At 42.7% G+C, this 18,081-nt stretch carries 19 protein-coding genes and 1 pseudogene; 5 read left to right on the top strand and 15 right to left on the bottom strand.

Annotated elements, in window-relative coordinates; translation table 11 throughout:
• The first annotated feature begins 54 nt into the window (after positions 1–54).
• Positions 55–1,311, top strand: a complete 1,257-nt coding sequence (locus IM515_RS11370; RefSeq protein ID WP_287627685.1) for an AAA-like domain-containing protein — start codon at positions 55–57, stop codon at positions 1,309–1,311.
• Between the two features lie 89 nt (positions 1,312–1,400).
• Positions 1,401–3,665, top strand: coding sequence for an AAA-like domain-containing protein (locus tag IM515_RS11365; protein WP_287627686.1), 2,265 nt, complete (start codon positions 1,401–1,403; stop codon positions 3,663–3,665).
• Between the two features lie 11 nt (positions 3,666–3,676).
• On the opposite strand, the gene IM515_RS11360 is transcribed toward IM515_RS11365, so the two are convergent.
• From IM515_RS11360 to clpS, 3 genes are read right to left on the bottom strand one after another with little or no spacing between them, the layout of a single operon-like run.
• Positions 3,677–5,194, bottom strand: a complete 1,518-nt coding sequence (locus tag IM515_RS11360; protein WP_287627687.1) for an ammonium transporter — start codon at positions 5,192–5,194, stop codon at positions 3,677–3,679.
• A 52-nt stretch (positions 5,195–5,246) separates the two neighbouring features.
• The gene (locus IM515_RS11355; protein WP_149988493.1) at positions 5,247–6,077 is read right to left on the bottom strand and encodes a CPBP family intramembrane glutamic endopeptidase; all 831 of its coding nucleotides are present in this window, start codon (positions 6,075–6,077) and stop codon (positions 5,247–5,249) included.
• Positions 6,070–6,357, bottom strand: a complete 288-nt coding sequence (clpS, locus tag IM515_RS11350; RefSeq protein WP_002738526.1) for an ATP-dependent Clp protease adapter ClpS — start codon at positions 6,355–6,357, stop codon at positions 6,070–6,072. The genes IM515_RS11355 and clpS overlap by 8 nt, the downstream gene beginning before the upstream one ends.
• A gap of 339 nt (positions 6,358–6,696) precedes the next feature.
• Between clpS and IM515_RS11345 the strand changes: the two genes are divergently transcribed.
• On the top strand, positions 6,697–7,197 hold the full coding sequence (locus IM515_RS11345) for a hypothetical protein (RefSeq protein WP_193960941.1): 501 nt from the start codon (positions 6,697–6,699) through the stop codon (positions 7,195–7,197).
• 23 nt (positions 7,198–7,220) lie between these two features.
• On the top strand, positions 7,221–9,374 hold the full coding sequence (locus tag IM515_RS11340; protein WP_287627688.1) for a tetratricopeptide repeat protein: 2,154 nt from the start codon (positions 7,221–7,223) through the stop codon (positions 9,372–9,374).
• A gap of 454 nt (positions 9,375–9,828) precedes the next feature.
• Here the strand turns inward: IM515_RS11340 and rpmE are convergent, their stop codons facing one another.
• The 11 genes from rpmE to IM515_RS11285 all read right to left on the bottom strand — a co-directional run bounded on the left by rpmE (position 9,829) and on the right by IM515_RS11285 (position 15,400).
• Positions 9,829–10,062, bottom strand: a complete 234-nt coding sequence (gene rpmE / locus IM515_RS11335; RefSeq protein ID WP_002735793.1) for a 50S ribosomal protein L31 — start codon at positions 10,060–10,062, stop codon at positions 9,829–9,831.
• Between the two features lie 19 nt (positions 10,063–10,081).
• A complete protein-coding gene (gene rpsI / locus IM515_RS11330) occupies positions 10,082–10,495 on the bottom strand; it encodes a 30S ribosomal protein S9 (protein ID WP_002737094.1) in 414 nt (137 codons plus the stop codon).
• A 4-nt stretch (positions 10,496–10,499) separates the two neighbouring features.
• Positions 10,500–10,955 carry a 50S ribosomal protein L13 gene (rplM, locus tag IM515_RS11325; protein ID WP_002735375.1) on the bottom strand — a complete coding sequence of 152 codons (456 nt, stop codon included), beginning with the start codon at positions 10,953–10,955 and terminating at the stop codon, positions 10,500–10,502.
• Between the two features lie 133 nt (positions 10,956–11,088).
• Entirely contained in the window at positions 11,089–11,919 is an 831-nt protein-coding gene (gene truA, locus IM515_RS11320) for a tRNA pseudouridine(38-40) synthase TruA (RefSeq protein WP_287627689.1), read from the bottom strand.
• Positions 11,920–11,921: 2 nt separating this feature from the next.
• On the bottom strand, positions 11,922–12,272 hold the full coding sequence (gene rplQ / locus IM515_RS11315; RefSeq protein WP_002760055.1) for a 50S ribosomal protein L17: 351 nt from the start codon (positions 12,270–12,272) through the stop codon (positions 11,922–11,924).
• Positions 12,273–12,293: 21 nt separating this feature from the next.
• The gene (locus IM515_RS11310; protein WP_002766101.1) at positions 12,294–13,235 is read right to left on the bottom strand and encodes a DNA-directed RNA polymerase subunit alpha; all 942 of its coding nucleotides are present in this window, start codon (positions 13,233–13,235) and stop codon (positions 12,294–12,296) included.
• Positions 13,236–13,428: 193 nt separating this feature from the next.
• Positions 13,429–13,821, bottom strand: a complete 393-nt coding sequence (gene rpsK / locus IM515_RS11305) for a 30S ribosomal protein S11 (protein WP_002735413.1) — start codon at positions 13,819–13,821, stop codon at positions 13,429–13,431.
• Positions 13,822–13,860: 39 nt separating this feature from the next.
• The gene (gene rpsM, locus IM515_RS11300) at positions 13,861–14,244 is read right to left on the bottom strand and encodes a 30S ribosomal protein S13 (protein WP_002735415.1); all 384 of its coding nucleotides are present in this window, start codon (positions 14,242–14,244) and stop codon (positions 13,861–13,863) included.
• A 93-nt stretch (positions 14,245–14,337) separates the two neighbouring features.
• Entirely contained in the window at positions 14,338–14,451 is a 114-nt protein-coding gene (rpmJ, locus tag IM515_RS11295) for a 50S ribosomal protein L36 (protein ID WP_012593611.1), read from the bottom strand.
• Between the two features lie 127 nt (positions 14,452–14,578).
• Entirely contained in the window at positions 14,579–14,809 is a 231-nt protein-coding gene (gene infA / locus IM515_RS11290) for a translation initiation factor IF-1 (RefSeq protein ID WP_002737109.1), read from the bottom strand.
• A gap of 324 nt (positions 14,810–15,133) precedes the next feature.
• Positions 15,134–15,400 (bottom strand): YciI family protein, encoded by a 267-nt coding sequence (locus IM515_RS11285; RefSeq protein WP_108935584.1) that lies wholly within the window; start codon positions 15,398–15,400, stop codon positions 15,134–15,136.
• Positions 15,401–15,760: 360 nt separating this feature from the next.
• Here IM515_RS11285 and IM515_RS11280 point away from each other — a divergent pair, with 360 nt between their 5' ends.
• On the top strand, positions 15,761–16,030 hold the full coding sequence (locus IM515_RS11280) for a hypothetical protein (RefSeq protein ID WP_287627690.1): 270 nt from the start codon (positions 15,761–15,763) through the stop codon (positions 16,028–16,030).
• A gap of 564 nt (positions 16,031–16,594) precedes the next feature.
• Here IM515_RS11280 and IM515_RS11275 read toward each other — a convergent pair.
• Positions 16,595–17,759: pseudogene (locus tag IM515_RS11275) on the bottom strand (ISAs1 family transposase).
• Positions 17,760–18,081: the final 322 nt, after the last annotated feature.

Genomic DNA, 18,081 nt, shown 5'->3' with positions numbered 1-18,081 from the left:
ATTTATTTGAGATAAGATTAGGTTGTCATTCATTTTTCAATAATCTTCACGGTTATGGGGCGATCGCTTAAAGTAAAATCGGAATATATCCCTAGAGTCAAACAAGCAGTTAAACGCAATAGTTTCGCAACTCAACAGCTGCTTGCTGAGGAGTTAGGGTTCGCAAAATCGACTATTAGTCTTTTTCTTAACGGTAAACCGATTAGTAATCTCAATTTTTATGAAATTTGTCAAAAATTAGGCCTTGATTATCGAGAAATCGCTGACTGGGATGAGTTGGAGGAAACACCGGCTGCCACGTCTGAGGATGAGGGAGAAAACCGGGCTGCGGATTTTTCCAAGTATATTGAACGTCCTCCAGTGGAACAGCTTTGTCTGGAGACGGTGCGTCAAGCAGGTTCATTGTTGCGGATTAAATCAGCCAAGGGGATGGGTAAAACCCTATTAGTCGATAGAATTTTGAGTCAAGTTGACAAAAGACAGTATAAAACTGTCAGTTTGAGTTTTTTACAAGCAAGTAAAGGAATTATCGGCGATTTAGACCGATTGCTCTCTTGGTTTGCCTTGATTATTTCCAAGAAATTAGGGTTAGCAGCTCTCTTTCAGGAAAAATGGCAAGAAGGATTAGGACTTTATAGCTGTACTGCCTATTTTGAAGACCATTTGCTCAAAAAGCTGGATAAACCCCTAATTTTAGTTTTAGAGGAGATAGATAGTCTCTTTACCTATACCAGCGTTGCCGACGATTTCCTTAGTTTATTTCGTCTTTGGCACGAGGAGGCAAAAAATAATAATACTTGGCAAAAGTTACACTTAATTATCACCTATTCCACAGAAAATTATGTTCCTGCTGACCTGAATAAATCTCCTGTGAATGTAGGAACAGAAATACTGTTACCTGATTTTACTCTAGAACAGGTCTTGACTCTAGCCAATAAATATCAGGCTAACTTGGGAAAAGATGAACTGCAAAAAATAATTAATCTTGTCGGGGGACATCCCTATTTAATCCAAAAAGCGATTTATGGGATTACCCAAAAACAAATGTCTTTAGCAGATTTTTTAGAGACAGCAGCCACGGAAGCGGGAATTTATGGGGATCATTTACGAGGACATTTGCTAAACTTACAAGAACATCCAAACCTAGCAGCAGGAATGAAAAAGGTTGTAGAGTCGTCTTCTCCCGTTGATTTAGGTGCAACAATTAATTGGCAACTTCATAGTTTAGGATTAGTAACCTTTGTGCAGAATGCTGTTCAACCCCGTTATCCACTATACAGCAACTATTTTAGGTATCGCCTATCCTCCTAAAATCCGATATATTGAGTTAGGCACAGATAACCTTTGATTAAATTATTCATCAAAATTAACTAATCAGACAAATTGCTAATTTTAATCCTATGGCGAACAATTTTTATCATGTTGGAGGCAGCGTTCCCCTAGATGCACCTAGTTATATCAAGCGGGAAGCAGATGATCTATTTTATAACTATCTAAAAAATGGACAGTATTGCTATGTGTTAAATTCCCGTCAGATGGGAAAATCAAGTTTGTGGGCACAGACACAAAAACGACTGCAAGAGGATAATATTGATTGTGCTACCATTGATTTGAGTGGTATAGGAAAAAACATATCCGAAGATATTTGGTATCGAGTATTATTTGAGCAACTGGTTAAACGATTTGATCTTTCTATTCGGGGAAAAGAGCAAACTTGGTGGGATGAACGAGCCTATAAATCAGCTATTAATCGTCTTGATGAATTTGTTGAGGAAATTCTCTTAAGGGAAGTATCCCGACCTATTGTTATCTGTTTCGATGAAATTGATAGCGTTCTGAGTTTAAAATTTTCCACAGATGATTTCTTTGCTTGGCTGCGTAGCTGTCATGAAAAACGTCCTCATAATAATAATAGCGATTACCAACGTCTAACCTTTTGTATGTTGGGGGTAGCGGCAGTTTCTAACTTTATTCGAGATAATAATCGTAGTCCTTTTAATATTGGTCAAGATATTCGATTATCTGGATTTACTATAAAGGATGCCAGAAAACTTGCCGAGGGATTGCAGGACAAAGTTATCGAACCGCAACGGGTTTTAGAGGAGGTTATAGAATGGACAGGTGGACAACCATTTTTAACTCAAAAAATTTGTCATTTAATCTCCACATCTCGCCCTGGATTTGGCAAGGAATCCCCAGCAACCCCGATTAATGTCGGCGATTTTATCCAGTCGCAAGTAATTAGTAACTGGGTATCTCAAGATAGTCCAGAACACCTAAAAACTATTCGGAATCGTTTATTAAATAAGCGTGTCACGGGTAGAAGAATGCTGAAGCTTTACCTAGAAATTTTAAAAAATGGTGAAATTACCGATGATGGTAGTCCCGATCAAATAGAATTACGCTTAACGGGATTGGTAGTTCAAGACCGACAAAAGTTAAAAGTTTATAATAAGATTTATAGAAATGTTTTTAATGAAACTTGGGTGACAACGGAATTAAATAAAATCCCTCCATACATTGAAAAGTACGAAGTTTGGTTAAATTCAGGGGAAGATGCCACTAAACTTCTTTCTGATCAAGATTTAGCAGAAGCTTTAACTTGGAGTAAAAATCAAGATATTAATGAGTCAGAAAAGCGTTTTTTAGAGTTAAGTGAAATCGCAGCCAAACGAAAAGCACAGATAGCACGTCAAGGGGAAGCATATCAACTGGCTGAAAAACAATTAACGCCCAAATTTGAGGAGAATCAACGAGCAGCTTTAATTGAGGAAACTTTAGCTTGGACGGGTGGTAACTTGGAGTTAACGGAAATAGTTATCGGTTTGCTAATCGACAATAAAAATGAGTTGCGGAAAGGAGAAGAAAAACCAGTAATTGAACAATTGATTCAGAAGAATATCGTAGAAAATTGGTTACAAAATAAAGCGGCAGCCCATCTCCATAAAATACAAAACAGTCTCTTAACTCCTGATAAAAATGTTAGGTCAACATTAGAAATCTATCAAGACATTTTGCAAGGGAGAGTCTTTGCTGATAATAAACCGGAAAAATTGCCACTTCAGCAAGCAGAATTAGTGATTAAAAATGATGAGTATCTAGAAGTTACCAATCGAATTTATAAAGAAGTATTTAATGTTCAATGGGTTAGACAGGAATTAGAAAAATTGGTTAATGTGGAGAATTCTCCTGCTGGTTTAACTAAAATATTATCTTTCTTGGCACTATTAGGCTTTCTTGGATTTACTTTCTTGTCATTCAAGACTCCTGAAAAGACTCCTAATGTCGTGGTGACACCCCCACCATCACCTAGTATTCCAGAAATTTGTACTAAACGAGATCTTAATATTACCTTAGAAAAGAATATTCAACAACTGCAAGACTTGAAAAGGAAACAAGGTGATCAGTTTCCTGAAAAGTGTGGGACTCAATTAACTGAATTAAAGTTAATTCAGCAAGCAGTAGGACTAGCTAAAAATAATTTTGTCGCTGATGTGCCGGGTAGAGAAGGTGGTTTTGAAATTTTGTGCAAAATCCCCCCAACTTCTGATAACTTTAAAGAAGCTCAATCTTGGGCAAAAAGTTGGCATAATGACAGATATTGGAAATCGCGCATCGATCGAGCTTTGCAAGATAATCCAGATTGCCAAAAACTTATTGAATAAACATTAATTTTTCAATCACTAAATACCCCATCACTACCCGTTAACTCATCGGATAATGATACTCGGATTCCTTCTCTTCCCCGTGACCAAACTAGAGAGAATAGGTCAGAAACATTGAAGGATTGACTCCTGACAACAGGAGAAAAATTAACCTGTGGATTCTTTTGACGCAAAACAAATACTTGCATATAATAGAGGATATTGCCAATCATTAGCCAGAGAATTAAACTAAAAATAAAAGTAAATGCCATGACTACAATCCATCCAAAAAATTGAAAAGCGACTTGAGATAGCCAATTATCCTGTGCGGCTCCACGGGCGAATTCTCCCGCACCTTTGGTACTAAAGAAACCCACCGCCATTGTTCCCCAAAAACCACAAAAAAGATGTACTGGAATTGCTCCCACTGGATCATCAATTACTTTAGTTTTAATTAAAAATTCTTCTCCTAATAAGACAATAATGCCACTAATGCCACCAATGATAATAGCTGATCTGATATTAACATAACCTGATGATGCCGTGATCCCCACTAATCCCCCTAAAATGCCATTAATAATTGTCGATAAACTGGCTTTGCGACCGATTAAAGGATTAAGAATTAATGCCAAAACTCCCCCAGCGGCAGCGGCAATCATCGTGGTAGTAATTGCCATAGGGACATTATCCAAATTTACCGCCGAACCACCATTAAAACCAAACCATCCTAACCAAAGAATGAAACAACCAAGGGTTGCAAATCCTAACTGATGGGGTGCAAAATTTCCTCTTTCTTTTTCTTCATAACTATCGGTTTTGCGATTATAACCAAAGCGTCCATCTCTCGGTTTTAGCAACCAAGCACCCACTAATCCGGCCATTCCTCCCACCGAATGCACCACCGTTGAACCGGCAAAATCTCGAAACTTAAATAAGTTATATAACCACCCTTCTGATGACCAAATCCAATGTCCTGTCAGAGAATAAGAAAAAGCGACTAAAAAGAAACTAAATAGCAAAAATGCCCAAAATTTAACCCTTTCTGCCACTGCTCCCGATACAATGGTCGCCGCAGTTCCCGCAAAAGTTAATTGAAAGAAAAATAAAGTGGCAATTGAACGACCTGTCCACAGTTCTTGGAATTGACTGTATTGATTATTGGGGGTTAAAATTTCCAAGAAAAATCCTGTATCACCAGAGAAACTATTTCCCAGTTCAGATGTATTGCCAAACATTAAACCGAAACCAAACATCCAATAAGCCAAGGCAGAAACACAGAAGACAATTAGGTTTTTAGCTAAGACATTAGTGGCGTTATTAGTACGACAAAAACCCGTTTCCAGCATGGCAAAACCCGCATTCATAAAGAATACTAACGAGCCGGCTATTAACATCCAGAGATTAGCAACTAAATCCAGAGTAGAATTATTTAAATCTTGTGCTGTGACTTTGCCTACACCGATCAACAGCATGACGATAAGAGAGAAACAAAAAGATAGGATATTACGCAAACGCGGGCGATATTCTAGAAAAGATAATAATCGATTCATCGGTTATAACTCTCATGGGCAATTTCCCCTTTATAGTAATTGATTTAATCCCCTATCGTTCACTCAAAACTGCTTTTTTTCTGATCCAGATAGCGAGAATTGTCAGGAAAAGTAAACCCATCACTCCCGCTAAAGGATTTTTATCGATTCCAGTTAACCAATCGGGAACAGTACCAGTGTATTTAATTAACTGACCCACATTTAATATATAGTATGCCCAGATTAAACCCGCGTGCAGACCGATACTTTTACCCAAACTACCACCACAGGCGCGTTTTGCCCAACCGAGAATTAATCCTAGCAAGACTAAGGCAGGAAATTGGGGAAAAGTGCGGATAATTTCGGCTAAAGGTTTAATAAAGTGAGCAAGAGCGAAAATTAAGGCACTAATCACTAGAGCGATAGCGGGACGATAATCCTTTTCTAATTCTCCCAGTAACCAGCCCCGAAATAGCAATTCTTCGGCAAAACCCACCGCTAAAGCGACTAAAAACCCCTCCAGGATGATTTTGCTGATTTGGGGATTTGCGGGTAAGAAATTTAACCAACCTAGGAACGCTTGGGACAGAAAAAGCGAGAAAGTGAAAAATAAACCGATCGCTAACCCGTTAATTAACTCGATCGGCGTTTTTCTTCGCCAAATCAACCCATAATCGGCTAATCCCTCATCGCCATAAATTGTCCGTCCCCACCAATGGGATAACCCCAAAAATTCCAGATAGAGAACAGAAAGGGTCAAAATTGAGACAAGATTGGCATTAGTGGCAAAAAAGTGATAGAGGGGAAGTGCGATCGGCAACCAGAGAAAAAGTAGGAGCAAAATAAAAATTCCCAGTCGCAGGGGGACTGGGTAAGTGGCAATTACCCGCAATCTTTTATTCATCGGGTTCGATGCTGCTGGTTAAACCTTTATTTTTCAAGGTTTCACAGTAAAATTCCGCGTGTTCTTGGATGCAGGTAATCACCAAGGCTGTACCATTCGTGTGCGCTTCCATCATGATATCGACTGCTTGGGGTTGCGTCATACCGGCGATCGTTTGCATTAAACTCTGAACCACATACTCCATCGAGTTAAAGTCGTCATTGTGGAGTAAAACGCGATAACGCGGTGCTGGTTTACGGATTGTCGCTGTGGAACGCTTTTCGATGACTTCTGTGGACACCGTTTCTCTCCTTTGAATCTATATCACAAATACAAATCAATTACTTAATGATCATAATCAAAATTTCCAGATTGAGCTAGGCTTTTTCTGTGATCCGTGAGGGGGTTGGGTGTTGGGGAGTGGGGGACAGCCAAAGGAATGACATTTTTAGATGGATAAGTAGCTGGTTATAATTAAATTAAAAATCGATTTTAGGTTCGATCCCCCCTGCCCCCCTTGATAAGGGGGGTGCCGATCCCCCCTTAGTCCCCCCTTGATAAGGGGGGTATCTGACAACTTTTAACGCCTACCTACTTAGATCATAATTGAATTAATTGGCTAATTTAAGCTTATTTTCCCATGGCTACTGGCGAATTACAAAATCTCGATAAAAATATTCAACGCTTGAAAGAACAATTAGCGGGAAAGCGAAACACTTTAGTCACAATCGGACCGGAAGAACAAGTTAGGATCAAGCAGCAGATGGAAGATTTACGCCGACTAATTCGGGATTTTGAACGAGAAAAATGGGATTTAGTCGCCAGCGAGAGTCAAGAAGCATCTTTTCCTGATGCCGAGGTAATGGTAGCAGAAATTGTCACAGAATTGACGGCAATTACCGCAGAACCACCCCCTGAACTTGCTTCTGTACACATCTTAGAATCATTAAACCAAATTCTGGCTAAACTCAATCAACCAGAGCGATCAGCAGCAGCCAAATTAAAAGCGGCTATATCTACTATACCGCCTTTTGTTTCCCTGACCTACGAGGCGGAATTAGATACTGAGTCAACTTTTAAGCGTTATTTTCCCACATTTAATCGTGTGATTGCAGGGGTGAAAAATCGTCTAAAAAAGTAAGTAATCCCTCTATCCCTAGTAATGTGGGCAAAAGTACGGTTAATTTTGTCGGGAGGGAAGATGAGTTAACCTTAATTCATCAGCAATTGCAAACAGAACAAGGGGTGATTGTTTGTGCAGTAGAAGGGTTAGGGGGAATAGGAAAAACCGCTTTAGCTTTGGAATATGCGAAACGATACCAACAGGAATACGCGGCACAATATTGGTTATCCTTGCGACTATCGGGTTTAGCAGAAGAAATAGTTAAATTAGCTGGTCCCTATCTATCTTTACCAGAAATATTGAAAAAAGAATCTTTAGAAAAACAAGTGTACTGGTATTGGCAAAATTGGCTACCTCAGCAGGGAAAATTATTATTAATTCTCGATGATGTCCCCAATATCGACAGAATTCCCGATCGAATGTTACCAAAAGATTCTAGGATTAAGATATTAGTCACCACTAGGGAAAGGTGTCTTAGTACGGAATTTGAGTCTATAGCTTTAGATGTTTTACCCTTAGATAAATGTGTGGAATTATTAACCAAAATTGTTGGTACTGCTAAAGTTGAGCAAGAAAAAGCTTTAGTAGAACAGATCTGTCACGAAATTTTAGGACGCTTAACCTTAGCAGTGGAGTTAGTGGGGGAATATTTAGCGAAAAATCGTCATTTAAAGTTTAGCCATTTACGCGATAAATTAAATTTAGCTCATACTGCTTTAACTAAGGAAAGAAACCACAAAGATTATGGACATTTAGGGGTAGCAGCCGCAATTAAAATCAGTTGGGATGATTTAAGTTCTGCTGTTCAAAAAGTGGCAATGCTGTTGAGTTTATTCGCACCAGTAGCTATTGCTTGGACGTTGCTAGAAGATACGGCAAAATCCACGGAAATTACCGAAAGCGAACTAGAAGAAGCGCGGGGACAATTGGATAATTCTCATCTGATGCAACCCGTGGATGAGGACTATTCTTTTTATCGGATTCATCCCCTCGTGAGAGAATTTTTTCAACAGCAATTACAGGCAATTCCTCAGATAAATTCTCTTTATCGATGCGCTTTTGTGGAAACTTTGTTAACCATTGCCGAAAATATCCCACCAACCCCCACAAGGGAGATTATTGCAGCGGTAACTCCCGCAATTCCCCATCTGCAACTTGTCAGTCAAACCATGTTAGATGATATTCCCAACCCGGAAGATAATTTAATTCAGGTGTTTCTTGGGGTAGCTTTGTTTTATAAGGGACAGGGAGAATATGATTTAGCAGCAGTTACCTTAACAAAATGTTGTGAAGAAATCCAATCTCGCTTAGGAGAAAACCATCCAATTGTTGCTGACATTCTCAATAATTTAGCAGTGTTATATGAATTCCAAGGCAGATACGCAGAAGGAGAACTGTTGTGTAAGCACTCCCTTTCTCTGATAAAACAGCGATTAGGAGAAAACAATCTCGATTTTGCTATTAGGCTCGATAATTTAGCGAGATTATACCGCTGTCAAGGCAAATACGCAGAAGCAGAATCGTTGTATAAGCACTCCCTTTCTCTGATAGAACAGCTATTAGGAGAAAACAATCTCTATTTTGCTAACATTCTCAATAATTTAGCAGAATTATACCTCAGCCAAGACAGATACATAGAAGCGGAACCCTTGTGTAAGAGATGCCTTTCTCTGATAGAACAGCTATTAGGAGAAAACAATCTATATTTTGCTACCAGTCTCAATAATTTAGCAGGATTATACTGCTCCCAAGGCAGATACGCAGAAGCGGAACCCTTGTATAAGCGCTCCCTTTCTCTGATAGAACAGCTATTAGGAGAAAACAATCTCTATTTTGCTAACAGTCTCAATAATTTAGCACTATTATACAAATACCAAGGCAAATACGCAGAAGCAGAATCGTTGTATAAGCGCTCCCTTTCTCTGATAGAACAGCTATTAGAAGAAAACCATCCCGATGTTGCTACCAGTCTCAATAATTTAGCAGAATTATACAAATACCAAGGCAGATACGCAGAAGCGGAACCGTTGTATGTGAGAGCTATTGCTATTTATCAAGAAAGATTAGGAGAAAATCATCCCGATACCCAAAAAGTAAGGCAAAATTTTATGATTCTGTTGTCGCGATTATCCGATGAAGAATTACAGCAAAGATTCCCCGATGAGATAGTTAATCTGTTAAAAAGTATCAGGTAGGTAAAAAAATATATATCTCCTTCCCCGGTTTTACTGGGGAACGCTCAGTTTCCGGGAGATCCTAACCAAGCTTCTCAATCTTCTAGTTCAGAAAAATCGAATAAAGCTGCTGCCTTCCTTTAAATACGCGCAAAAAAGTCCCCTACAACTGACAAAATTTGGTCTTTGCTCTGTATCTTTTATTTGCTTGACTTTTTGAGCAACTTGTGCTAGTAAATCTGGGAGCGAGTCTAAAAATAGGGTGTAGGCAACAGTATGAGATCGCCAATACCGCATCAGATTATACTTCATCTTTATGAGAAACGCTGTATGAAGACAGGCACTGATGCAAAAGGGAGAATAAATAATCAGTCTTTAATAACCGGATTTAGGATAATGACCCTACCAGCCTAAAAATAGCAAAAAACCCGGCGGAAAAATTTCCCCACCGGGTCAAAAAGGCAAAAGTAAAGAATTATTTCTGATCAGCCTTTTTGCTTGACTTATCGCCCATTTTGTACTTACGCAAGAAGCGATCGACCCGGCCCTCCGTATCGATCATCTTCTGGGTTCCCGTATAAAAAGGATGATTACCAGACCAAACCTCCACATGAATTTCTGGTTTGGTCGAACCCACCGTCATCACCACTTCACCATTACAAATCACCTTAGCTTCCGGATACCAAGTAGGATGAATTTTTTTCGGCATAATAAACCTCTCTATTAACCTAACGTTTCGAGTATTGAGGCGCTTTACGCGCTTTGTGAAGACCGTATTTTTTCCGTTCCTTCGCCCGGGGATCCCGAGTCAGATAACCTTCACTCTTGAGGGGAGGACGATTTTCCGGGGCCAATTGACATAAAGCTCTAGCGACACCCAATTTCACCGCGTCCGCTTGGCCGGTCAAACCACCGCCCTCGGCCTTAACGATGATATCATACTCGTTTTCCAGTCCCAAGGTCTCCAGAGGAGCCTTAATCGTCTGGATATAGGTGGGAATGCGGTTAAAATGGGTTTCTCCATCGCGACCGTTAACGGTAATTGCCCCCGTCCCCGGCACCAGACGCACGGAAGCGACCGCTGATTTGCGTCGTCCCGTTCCCCAATAAACTACCTTATTTTTACTGTCCGTGGCTTGCATTGACTTAATTTCCTCCTGCGGGAATCGTATTAATCGCTAAAACTTCCGGTTGTTGTGCCTGATGGGGGTGTTCCGCACCGGCATAAACTTTCAGTTTCGTGAACAATTTCCGACCTAAGCTATTTTTCGGGAGCATTCCCTTAACAGCGTGTTCGATAATCCGTTCAGGAATGCGTTTTTGCAGTTTATCGAAGCTTTCTACCTTCATACCACCCGGTCTGCCGGAGTCGCGGCGATAAACTTTCTGTTGGCGTTTTTTGCCCGTCACCGTCACTTTTTCGGCGTTAATAACAATGACAAAATCCCCCGTATCCAGATGGGGAGTAAAGGTGGCCTTATTTTTGCCCCGTAGAATCATCGCGATCTCGGTGGCCAGACGACCTAGACGCTGATCGGCCGCATCAATGACGTACCATTTCTGCTCTAGAGTCTCTAAATTTGGTAGCGGTGTTTTGTTCATGGTCAGTTTGCCTTGCTTTACAAAAATTAATTTTTTTTATTGCCCACCTGGGTGTTGGGGGGTTAGGGTTTTAGGGTTTTAGGGTTTTAGTTGAAATTCCCCCATTTCCCTATCTCCCTATTCCCCCATGTCCCTATTCCCCTATCCCCTCTGCTCGGAAATAATAAAGAGGCTGAGTCTCGCACCAGACGCTATCGGCAAAGGGAAAATCGGCGTAACCCACCCGCAGTAAACATAGTCCTTTAGCTGGCGCGGCGTATTTGACCAATTCTCGGCGCTGATTGACCCAGATGTCGGTAAAGTTTTCTAGCGATCGCTCACCAGTTCCCACCTCCACCAACATTCCCACCAATAGCCGCACCATCCCGTATAAAAAGCCATTGGCTTGAATTTCCATCTGTACAAACGGCCCTTGACGGTAGCATTCCACCCCCTGTACTTCTACCCAAGAATGGTCACGGCTAGAGTTGGCACGGTGAAAGGCGGCCAGATGATGCTTACCCAATAGGGGCTTTAAGGCCCTGGCCATCAAATCGGCATCGAGGGGACGATGGTAGTAGTGCCAACTAAAGGGGCTAACAAAGAGATTGGGGATGGGGTCGGTATAGAGGGTGTAACGATAACGTCGCCAGAGGGCCGAGAAACGGGCGTGCCAGCGATCGGGAACCTGAGCCGAAGCCCGAATGACGATATCGTCATCTAGCCGAGCATTGAGAACCTTGGCCCAATGGGCAGGTGGGATCGGACTCTGCTGCTGGAAATGGGCAACTTGGGCGGCGGCGTGAACACCGCTATCGGTACGTCCGGCCCCGTGCAGAGTGACGTCATGACCGAGAATATCGGCCAGAGCCTTCTCGATTTCCTCCTGCACACTCCTGTGATGGGGTTGCCGTTGCCAGCCGTGGAAATTAGTTCCCACATACTGGATAACTAGGGCGATCCGCGACTGGGGGCAAGCTGTCATCGTTACATCAGTTCGATAATCGCCATGGGGGCATTATCCCCGCGACGGCGCAGGGTACGCACTACCCTGGTATAACCGCCGTTACGGTTGCCATAACGGGCCTGGGCTCCTTCAAAGAGGGCATGAACCAGTTGTTTGTCGTAGATGTAGCCCATAGCTTGGCGACGGGCGCTCAGGGAACCGTCTTTAGCTAGGGTGATAATGTGGTCTACCTCTGCTCGCACCGCTTTCGCTTTCGCTAGGGTGGTGGTGATCTGACCATGTAGAATTAGCTGGGTGGCTAAGCTGCGCAGCAGTGCCTTTCTTTGGTCAGCCGGCAGACCCAATTGAGGCACTTTACACCGATGTCTCATGGTATTTTCCTGGAATTGGGTTTACTTGCTTTTTTCTTGGGGTAGGGTGATGCCTAACCGTTTTTGTAGGGCTTCAATGACTTCTTCCGCCGATTTCTGCCCAAAGTTTTTGATTTCTAAGAGATCTTCTTGGCTGTAATCGAGGAGGTCGGCTACGGTGTTGATCTGCGCTCGCTTTAGGCAATTGTAGGCGCGCACGGATAATTGTAGTTCCTCGATCGGAATTTGGTTTTCTTGGTTGATCTCTTGGTCGTCAAAGTTACCGGAGGATTCGAGGGCGTTGAGATCCTTGAGCGGGTTAAAGAGATTAACCAGCATATCGGCCGCTTGGGAAAGGGCTTCTTTGGGGTTAATGCTCCCGTTTGTCCAAATTTCTAAGAGCAGACGATCTCTAGCTTGACCGCTTTCGGAACGGATATCTTCGACGCTGTAGTTGACTTTGGTTACGGGCATAAAAATCGAGTCGATTTGCAGAAAGTCCAGCGAAGTGGCTTCTTCTTTACTGCGATCAATCGCCCGGTAGCCTTTGCCTTTTTCCACGCGAAATTCCATCTCTAGCTTGGCCCCTTCGGCCAGGGTAGCGACGTACTGATTGCGATCAACTATCTCGATTTCTGAGGGTAAATCGAATTGTGCCGCCACTACTGTCGCTGGTCCAGTTGCCACTAAACGCCCGATCTGGGTTTGATTGGTGTAGCTTTTGAGGATGATTTCTTTCATGTTGAGCATGAGTTCCATCACGTCCTCGCGTACTCCCTGGACGGTGGCAAATTCGTGATTGACTCCCGCGATCCGCAGGGCCGTCACGGCCGCCCCTTCCAGATTGGAAATGAGAATCCGTCTCAGGGCATTACCTACGGTCGTACCCTGGCCTCTTTCTAGAGGTTCTAGTACGAATTTACTGTACTGACTCTGATTCTTGTAAGTTTTTGCTTCTACACACTCGATTTGAAATTGCGCCACCGATTGACCTCCCTTGTTCAGTTTTCAGTTATCAGTTATCAGTTATCAGTTTTCTTTGGCTTTCAGCGTTTAGCGTTCGGCGTTTAGCTTTTTGAGCAGATGGTCTTTGACGACCCGATTCTGCTGCTGATGCGCTCAAAGCTAACGGCTGTCGGCCTCAAGATCCCTGTCACCTGAAAAAGCTGTTCACTGTTTACACTCTCCGGCGTTTGGGAGGACGACAACCATTGTGGGGGATGGGAGTCACGTCCCGGATCAGGGTGATTTCTAATCCTGCTCCTTGCAGGGCCCGGATTGCGGTTTCCCGTCCTGCCCCGGGGCCACTAACCATCACTTCTAGTTGACGCATTCCCTGTTCGATCGCTCGGCGGGCGGCGTTATCGGCGGCGGTTTGGGCGGCGAAGGGGGTTCCTTTTTTGGCTCCTTTAAAACCACTCGATCCCGCCGATGCCCAAGAGATCACATCGCCTTTGGTATCGGCGATCGTGACAATGGTATTGTTGAAGGTCGATTGAATGTGAGCGACTCCGGTAGGAATATTTTTTTTCTGTTTTTTCGGTCCGGTTTTTTTGGTTGGTCGCGCCATAGTTTTTCTTGATTGGGGGATATCGCAATGAATAAAAAATTATTTCTTGGAGGGGGCTTTTTTCTTCCCTGCCACTGTCACCCGACGACCGCGACGGGTCCGCGCATTGGTTCGCGTCCGTTGCCCGCGCACGGGTAATCCTAGCCGATGCCGACGACCTCGATAGGTGCCGATATCGGCGAGGCGTTTGATGTTCATCGCCTCCCAGCGTCTCAAATCCCCCTCGATTTGATAATTTGTTTCGATATAAGTCCGTAGCGCCGCCACGTCTTCATCGCTGAGATCCTTGACCCGAGTGTCAGGGTTAACACCCGTCGCGGATAAGACTTCTTGGGAACGCGATAGACCCACTCCGTAGAGGTAGGTCAGGGCGATTTCCACACGCTTATCGCGAGGTAGGTCTACACCAGCTATCCTTGCCACGCTTTTTCTTTCTCCCTATGAACGATTTTTTTTCCAAAAACGACTACAATTAACGGTAACGATTCTCTGCCCCAAGACAGTGACTTTGGTGGTTTAACCTTGTCTCTGCTTGTGTTTGGGGTTAGAACAAATTACCATGACCCGACCGCGCCGACGGATGACGCGGCACTTTTCGCACATTTTTTTGACAGACGCTCTAACTTTCATGCCTAACTATTTTGGCAACACTGCAAGCTTATTATTATATCAGATTTCTTTTACTCGTGTCACCTATTTTTTTAAAATAAATTTGGCTGCTTATTAGGCTTTTTGGCTTCTCTGCCCCTATTTATCGCTATTTTTTCTGATTTTTCAAGCGATAGGTAATTCTGCCTTTGGTTAGGTCGTAGGGGGTCAGTTCCACTTTGACTCGATCGCCGGGGAGGATTTTGATATAATTACGGCGGATTTTGCCGGATATATGAGCTAAGACGTTGAAACCGTTATCTAAATCCACCCTAAACATGGCGTTGGGCAAAGATTCGGTGACGGTTCCTTCCATTTCGATGAGATCTTGTTTAGACAAAGTTAATTCCTCAAATTCACTGGGGACAATTTATTTAATGATTCGGCAGCATCAAGCGTGCTATTAGCACAATTCCCCTAGTATAGCTTATCAGGGATCAGTTATCAGTGATCAGATGTAAGTTTTCAGTTCACAGCAAAAAAGCACCCCATCTTCCCTCTCCCCCCGCAACGCGCACGAAGTGGTCTCCTGACTCCACTCTCCACCCCCATCTCCCCACTACTAGGCAGTATTTAAGGAGTAATATTTAGATAATCAAAAGCTTGACATTGCCGTCTTTTCACTGATTACTGATTACTGTTCACTGTTCCCTGAAAAGCTAGATTACTCGACGACAATTCGCCATTCATGTAGTTCATATTCCACACAACCATTCTCGATTAAAGGATCGCGAACTATAATTGCCTGAGCTTCCTCAAGAGAATCGGCTTTAAATAATAACATTCCGCCGCCCCTTTCTGCCCAATAACCAGTTTTTGCTGCTCGTCCTTGGCTAATTAAATCACGCACATAGTCCTTATGGGCGCTGACATAGCGATCAAAAGTAGCTTTATCAACAATGCCTTTTTCTATCTTGACAAACCAGGGCATAAATTCTCAGGCGGTTAGGGACTGACAGGGGGACAAGCAAGCTGAAAAGCTTATGTAGCATGGAATACAGACACAGACTCCAAAAAAAGATAAGTCATATTTACTATATATCACCTAAATAACGAAAATGATAAGTGAACTATACCAGAAAGTCTTAGAGAATGAACTGGGGCGAGCCAGATATCTACTGTTGTTAATGATAGTTGGAACCTTGCAAATACTAAAGCAAGCCAAGTTAGAGATATTAGCAGAAGCACTACCAATACCAATCCTGTTTGAGAGTCGGAAAAAAAACTAAAAAGATTTTTAAAGCTGGAAATACTGAATATTGAAAAAATCTGGTTTCTCTGCCTAAAAGAGATGTTAAAACAGCAGGAGAGATTCACAATAAAAGGATTAATATACATTGCCATAGACTGGACGAGTTGGGGAGCAATAAATATCTTGATGGTGAGTCTAGTTTATGACAAGAGAGCTAGTCCAATATATTGGGAGATATTAGATAAAAAAGGAAGTAGTAATCTCGAAGAACAGCAGCGAGTATTGGGGAAAATATTGACGGTGCTATCAGGTCATAAAATAGTGGTGTTAGGAGATAGAAAATTTTGCTCGGTCAGTCTTGGAAAGTGACTTCAAAAGCAGAGTTTATACTTTTGTTTAAGACAAAAACAAAGCACAAATATCAAGACAGAGGAAGGAGTTTATCAAGAAATGAGAGGATTGGGTTTAAGTCCAGGAACTAAACTATTTTTGAAGGATGTCAATTTTACAAAAGAGCAGGGATTTGGAGAGTTTAACTTAGCTGGTGAGTGGAAAAAAACCTATGGGGTTTTCAAACAAAAGAACTTTGGTATATTTTGACAAATTTTGGAGATTTAGAGACGGCAATAATTGCCTATCAAAAAAGATTTAATATTGAGGAAATGTTTCGAGATTTTAAGTCGGGAGGCTATAGCTTAGAACAGGGTAATCGCGCGTTGACCGAGCCCTTGAATTCCGAGAAGTTAGTCTAAATTTTGGCGTTTGTTCCGATTCTATCCGAGTAATTTTCCGAAATTTAGGGGGTTTCTAATCCTCGAAAACCGATGAACTCAGAAGGAACTTTATCTACTGGGTTCTTTCATTCCAGACTGGATTGGTCGCAACGCGCTCGCTGCGCGAGAACGCTCACAAGTCTAATTGACACCTCCTTTTTCAGTCAACCGCACTGGCCTCCAAGATTTTTACCATGAAATTATCATCCATGCTCGCCCTATAACGTTTCATTTTCAGACTCATTTTCGAGGGCTCCCGCTTCAACAAATTCACACTTAAACGGCGCAACAGACCTAGGTTTTCCGCTCCCTGCCCCAGACGAACCCGACTGGCATCTTCATTAAAGGTAACATCGAGTACCCAATGGAGACTATTTTCAATACTCCAATGTCCGCGAATCACCTCGGCGTGTTTTTGGGCATCCGCTGCTAAACTACTGATGAAGAAGCGAATTTCTGTAGTAGTTTTATTCCATAATTGGCGGACACTGCGAACCATGACTACGGTGGTTAGGCCAGGCCACAGACTCTGCCGATGCAGGGGCGGTAATTGGGACACCGGCACCACCCAAATTTGACGGGTTTCGATACGGTGATGCCCCGACTCCACCTTTTCGTGGTAGCTGTATTCAATCCCTTGCCAATCCCCGGCTATAGCTTGGTCAAACCAGCCTTCTACTTGTTGAAAGAGCTTGCCCTGATTGCCTTTGAGGGCTAAGACGTAATCTCCGCCCCCAGACTTGATTTGTTGGGCAATTTCCGTCTGGGTTCCCATGGCATCCAAAGTGACTATCGCTCCCTTGAGATTGAGCAATTGCACTTCTGAGCGGCACGGCGGTAATTTCATTGGATTTACTGTCCACTTTTTCTTGGGCTAAGACTAACCCATGTTCGCTACTCCAAGCACTTACTGTGTGCAAAGCCTTTAGTTTCTTTTCACGGTCATAGGAACCCTTGGCGGTTTTCCCCTCTATGTGGATTAGTTCTAGGTTCAATTTTTCGGTGATTTCCCCGATCCACCCTAGGAATCCCGACCTTAATTGCTCGGGTTCTAGCATTCCTAAGACTCGACCCAAGGTGTCGTGGGAAGGTATCCCATTGGGTAATTCCAAAAAGGTTTTCAACCAGGATTGTTTGGCTTTTCCGTAGGCTTCTATGGCGACAAACCCGTCGGCACCCGCTAAGACCGCCAAAATGGCTAGGGCAATTAGGGATACCAGGCTGTGATTGCGTCCCCTGTCCGCTCTGGGGTCTTCTAGGTGCTGAAAATGTTTCAAGACACTCTTTCTTAAAAGTTTTGCCTCTCGCTCTTGCTTGGGGTTCAAGACTAGGGGACCAAATCCTTCTGCCATACTCAACCACTAAAATACAGGATTTTTCACTTCCTCTCAGATTAACTCAGGCCAGTTCGTCGTCACCAAATTAACAGTTAGGGATTTTTGTCTGTTACCATCTATACAAAACGACGCGCGATTACCCTGTAGCTTAGAAGGTTATCAATTAGCACCGCAATACTTATCAAAGCTGATAATTGTTATAGCTATCGCCTATACAAGTGCCACACTACAAGGTAAAAAAATTAAGGATATGGGAATCCAAAAATATGTCACAAGACCTGAAAAAAGATATAAAGGTCAACGCAGACAC

Source organism: Microcystis sp. M44BS1 (genome assembly GCF_020244875.1).
GTDB lineage: Bacteria > Cyanobacteriota > Cyanobacteriia > Cyanobacteriales > Microcystaceae > Microcystis > Microcystis panniformis.
Note: the sequence above shows the minus strand (reverse complement) of the source record. Positions and strands in the feature narration are given on the sequence as shown.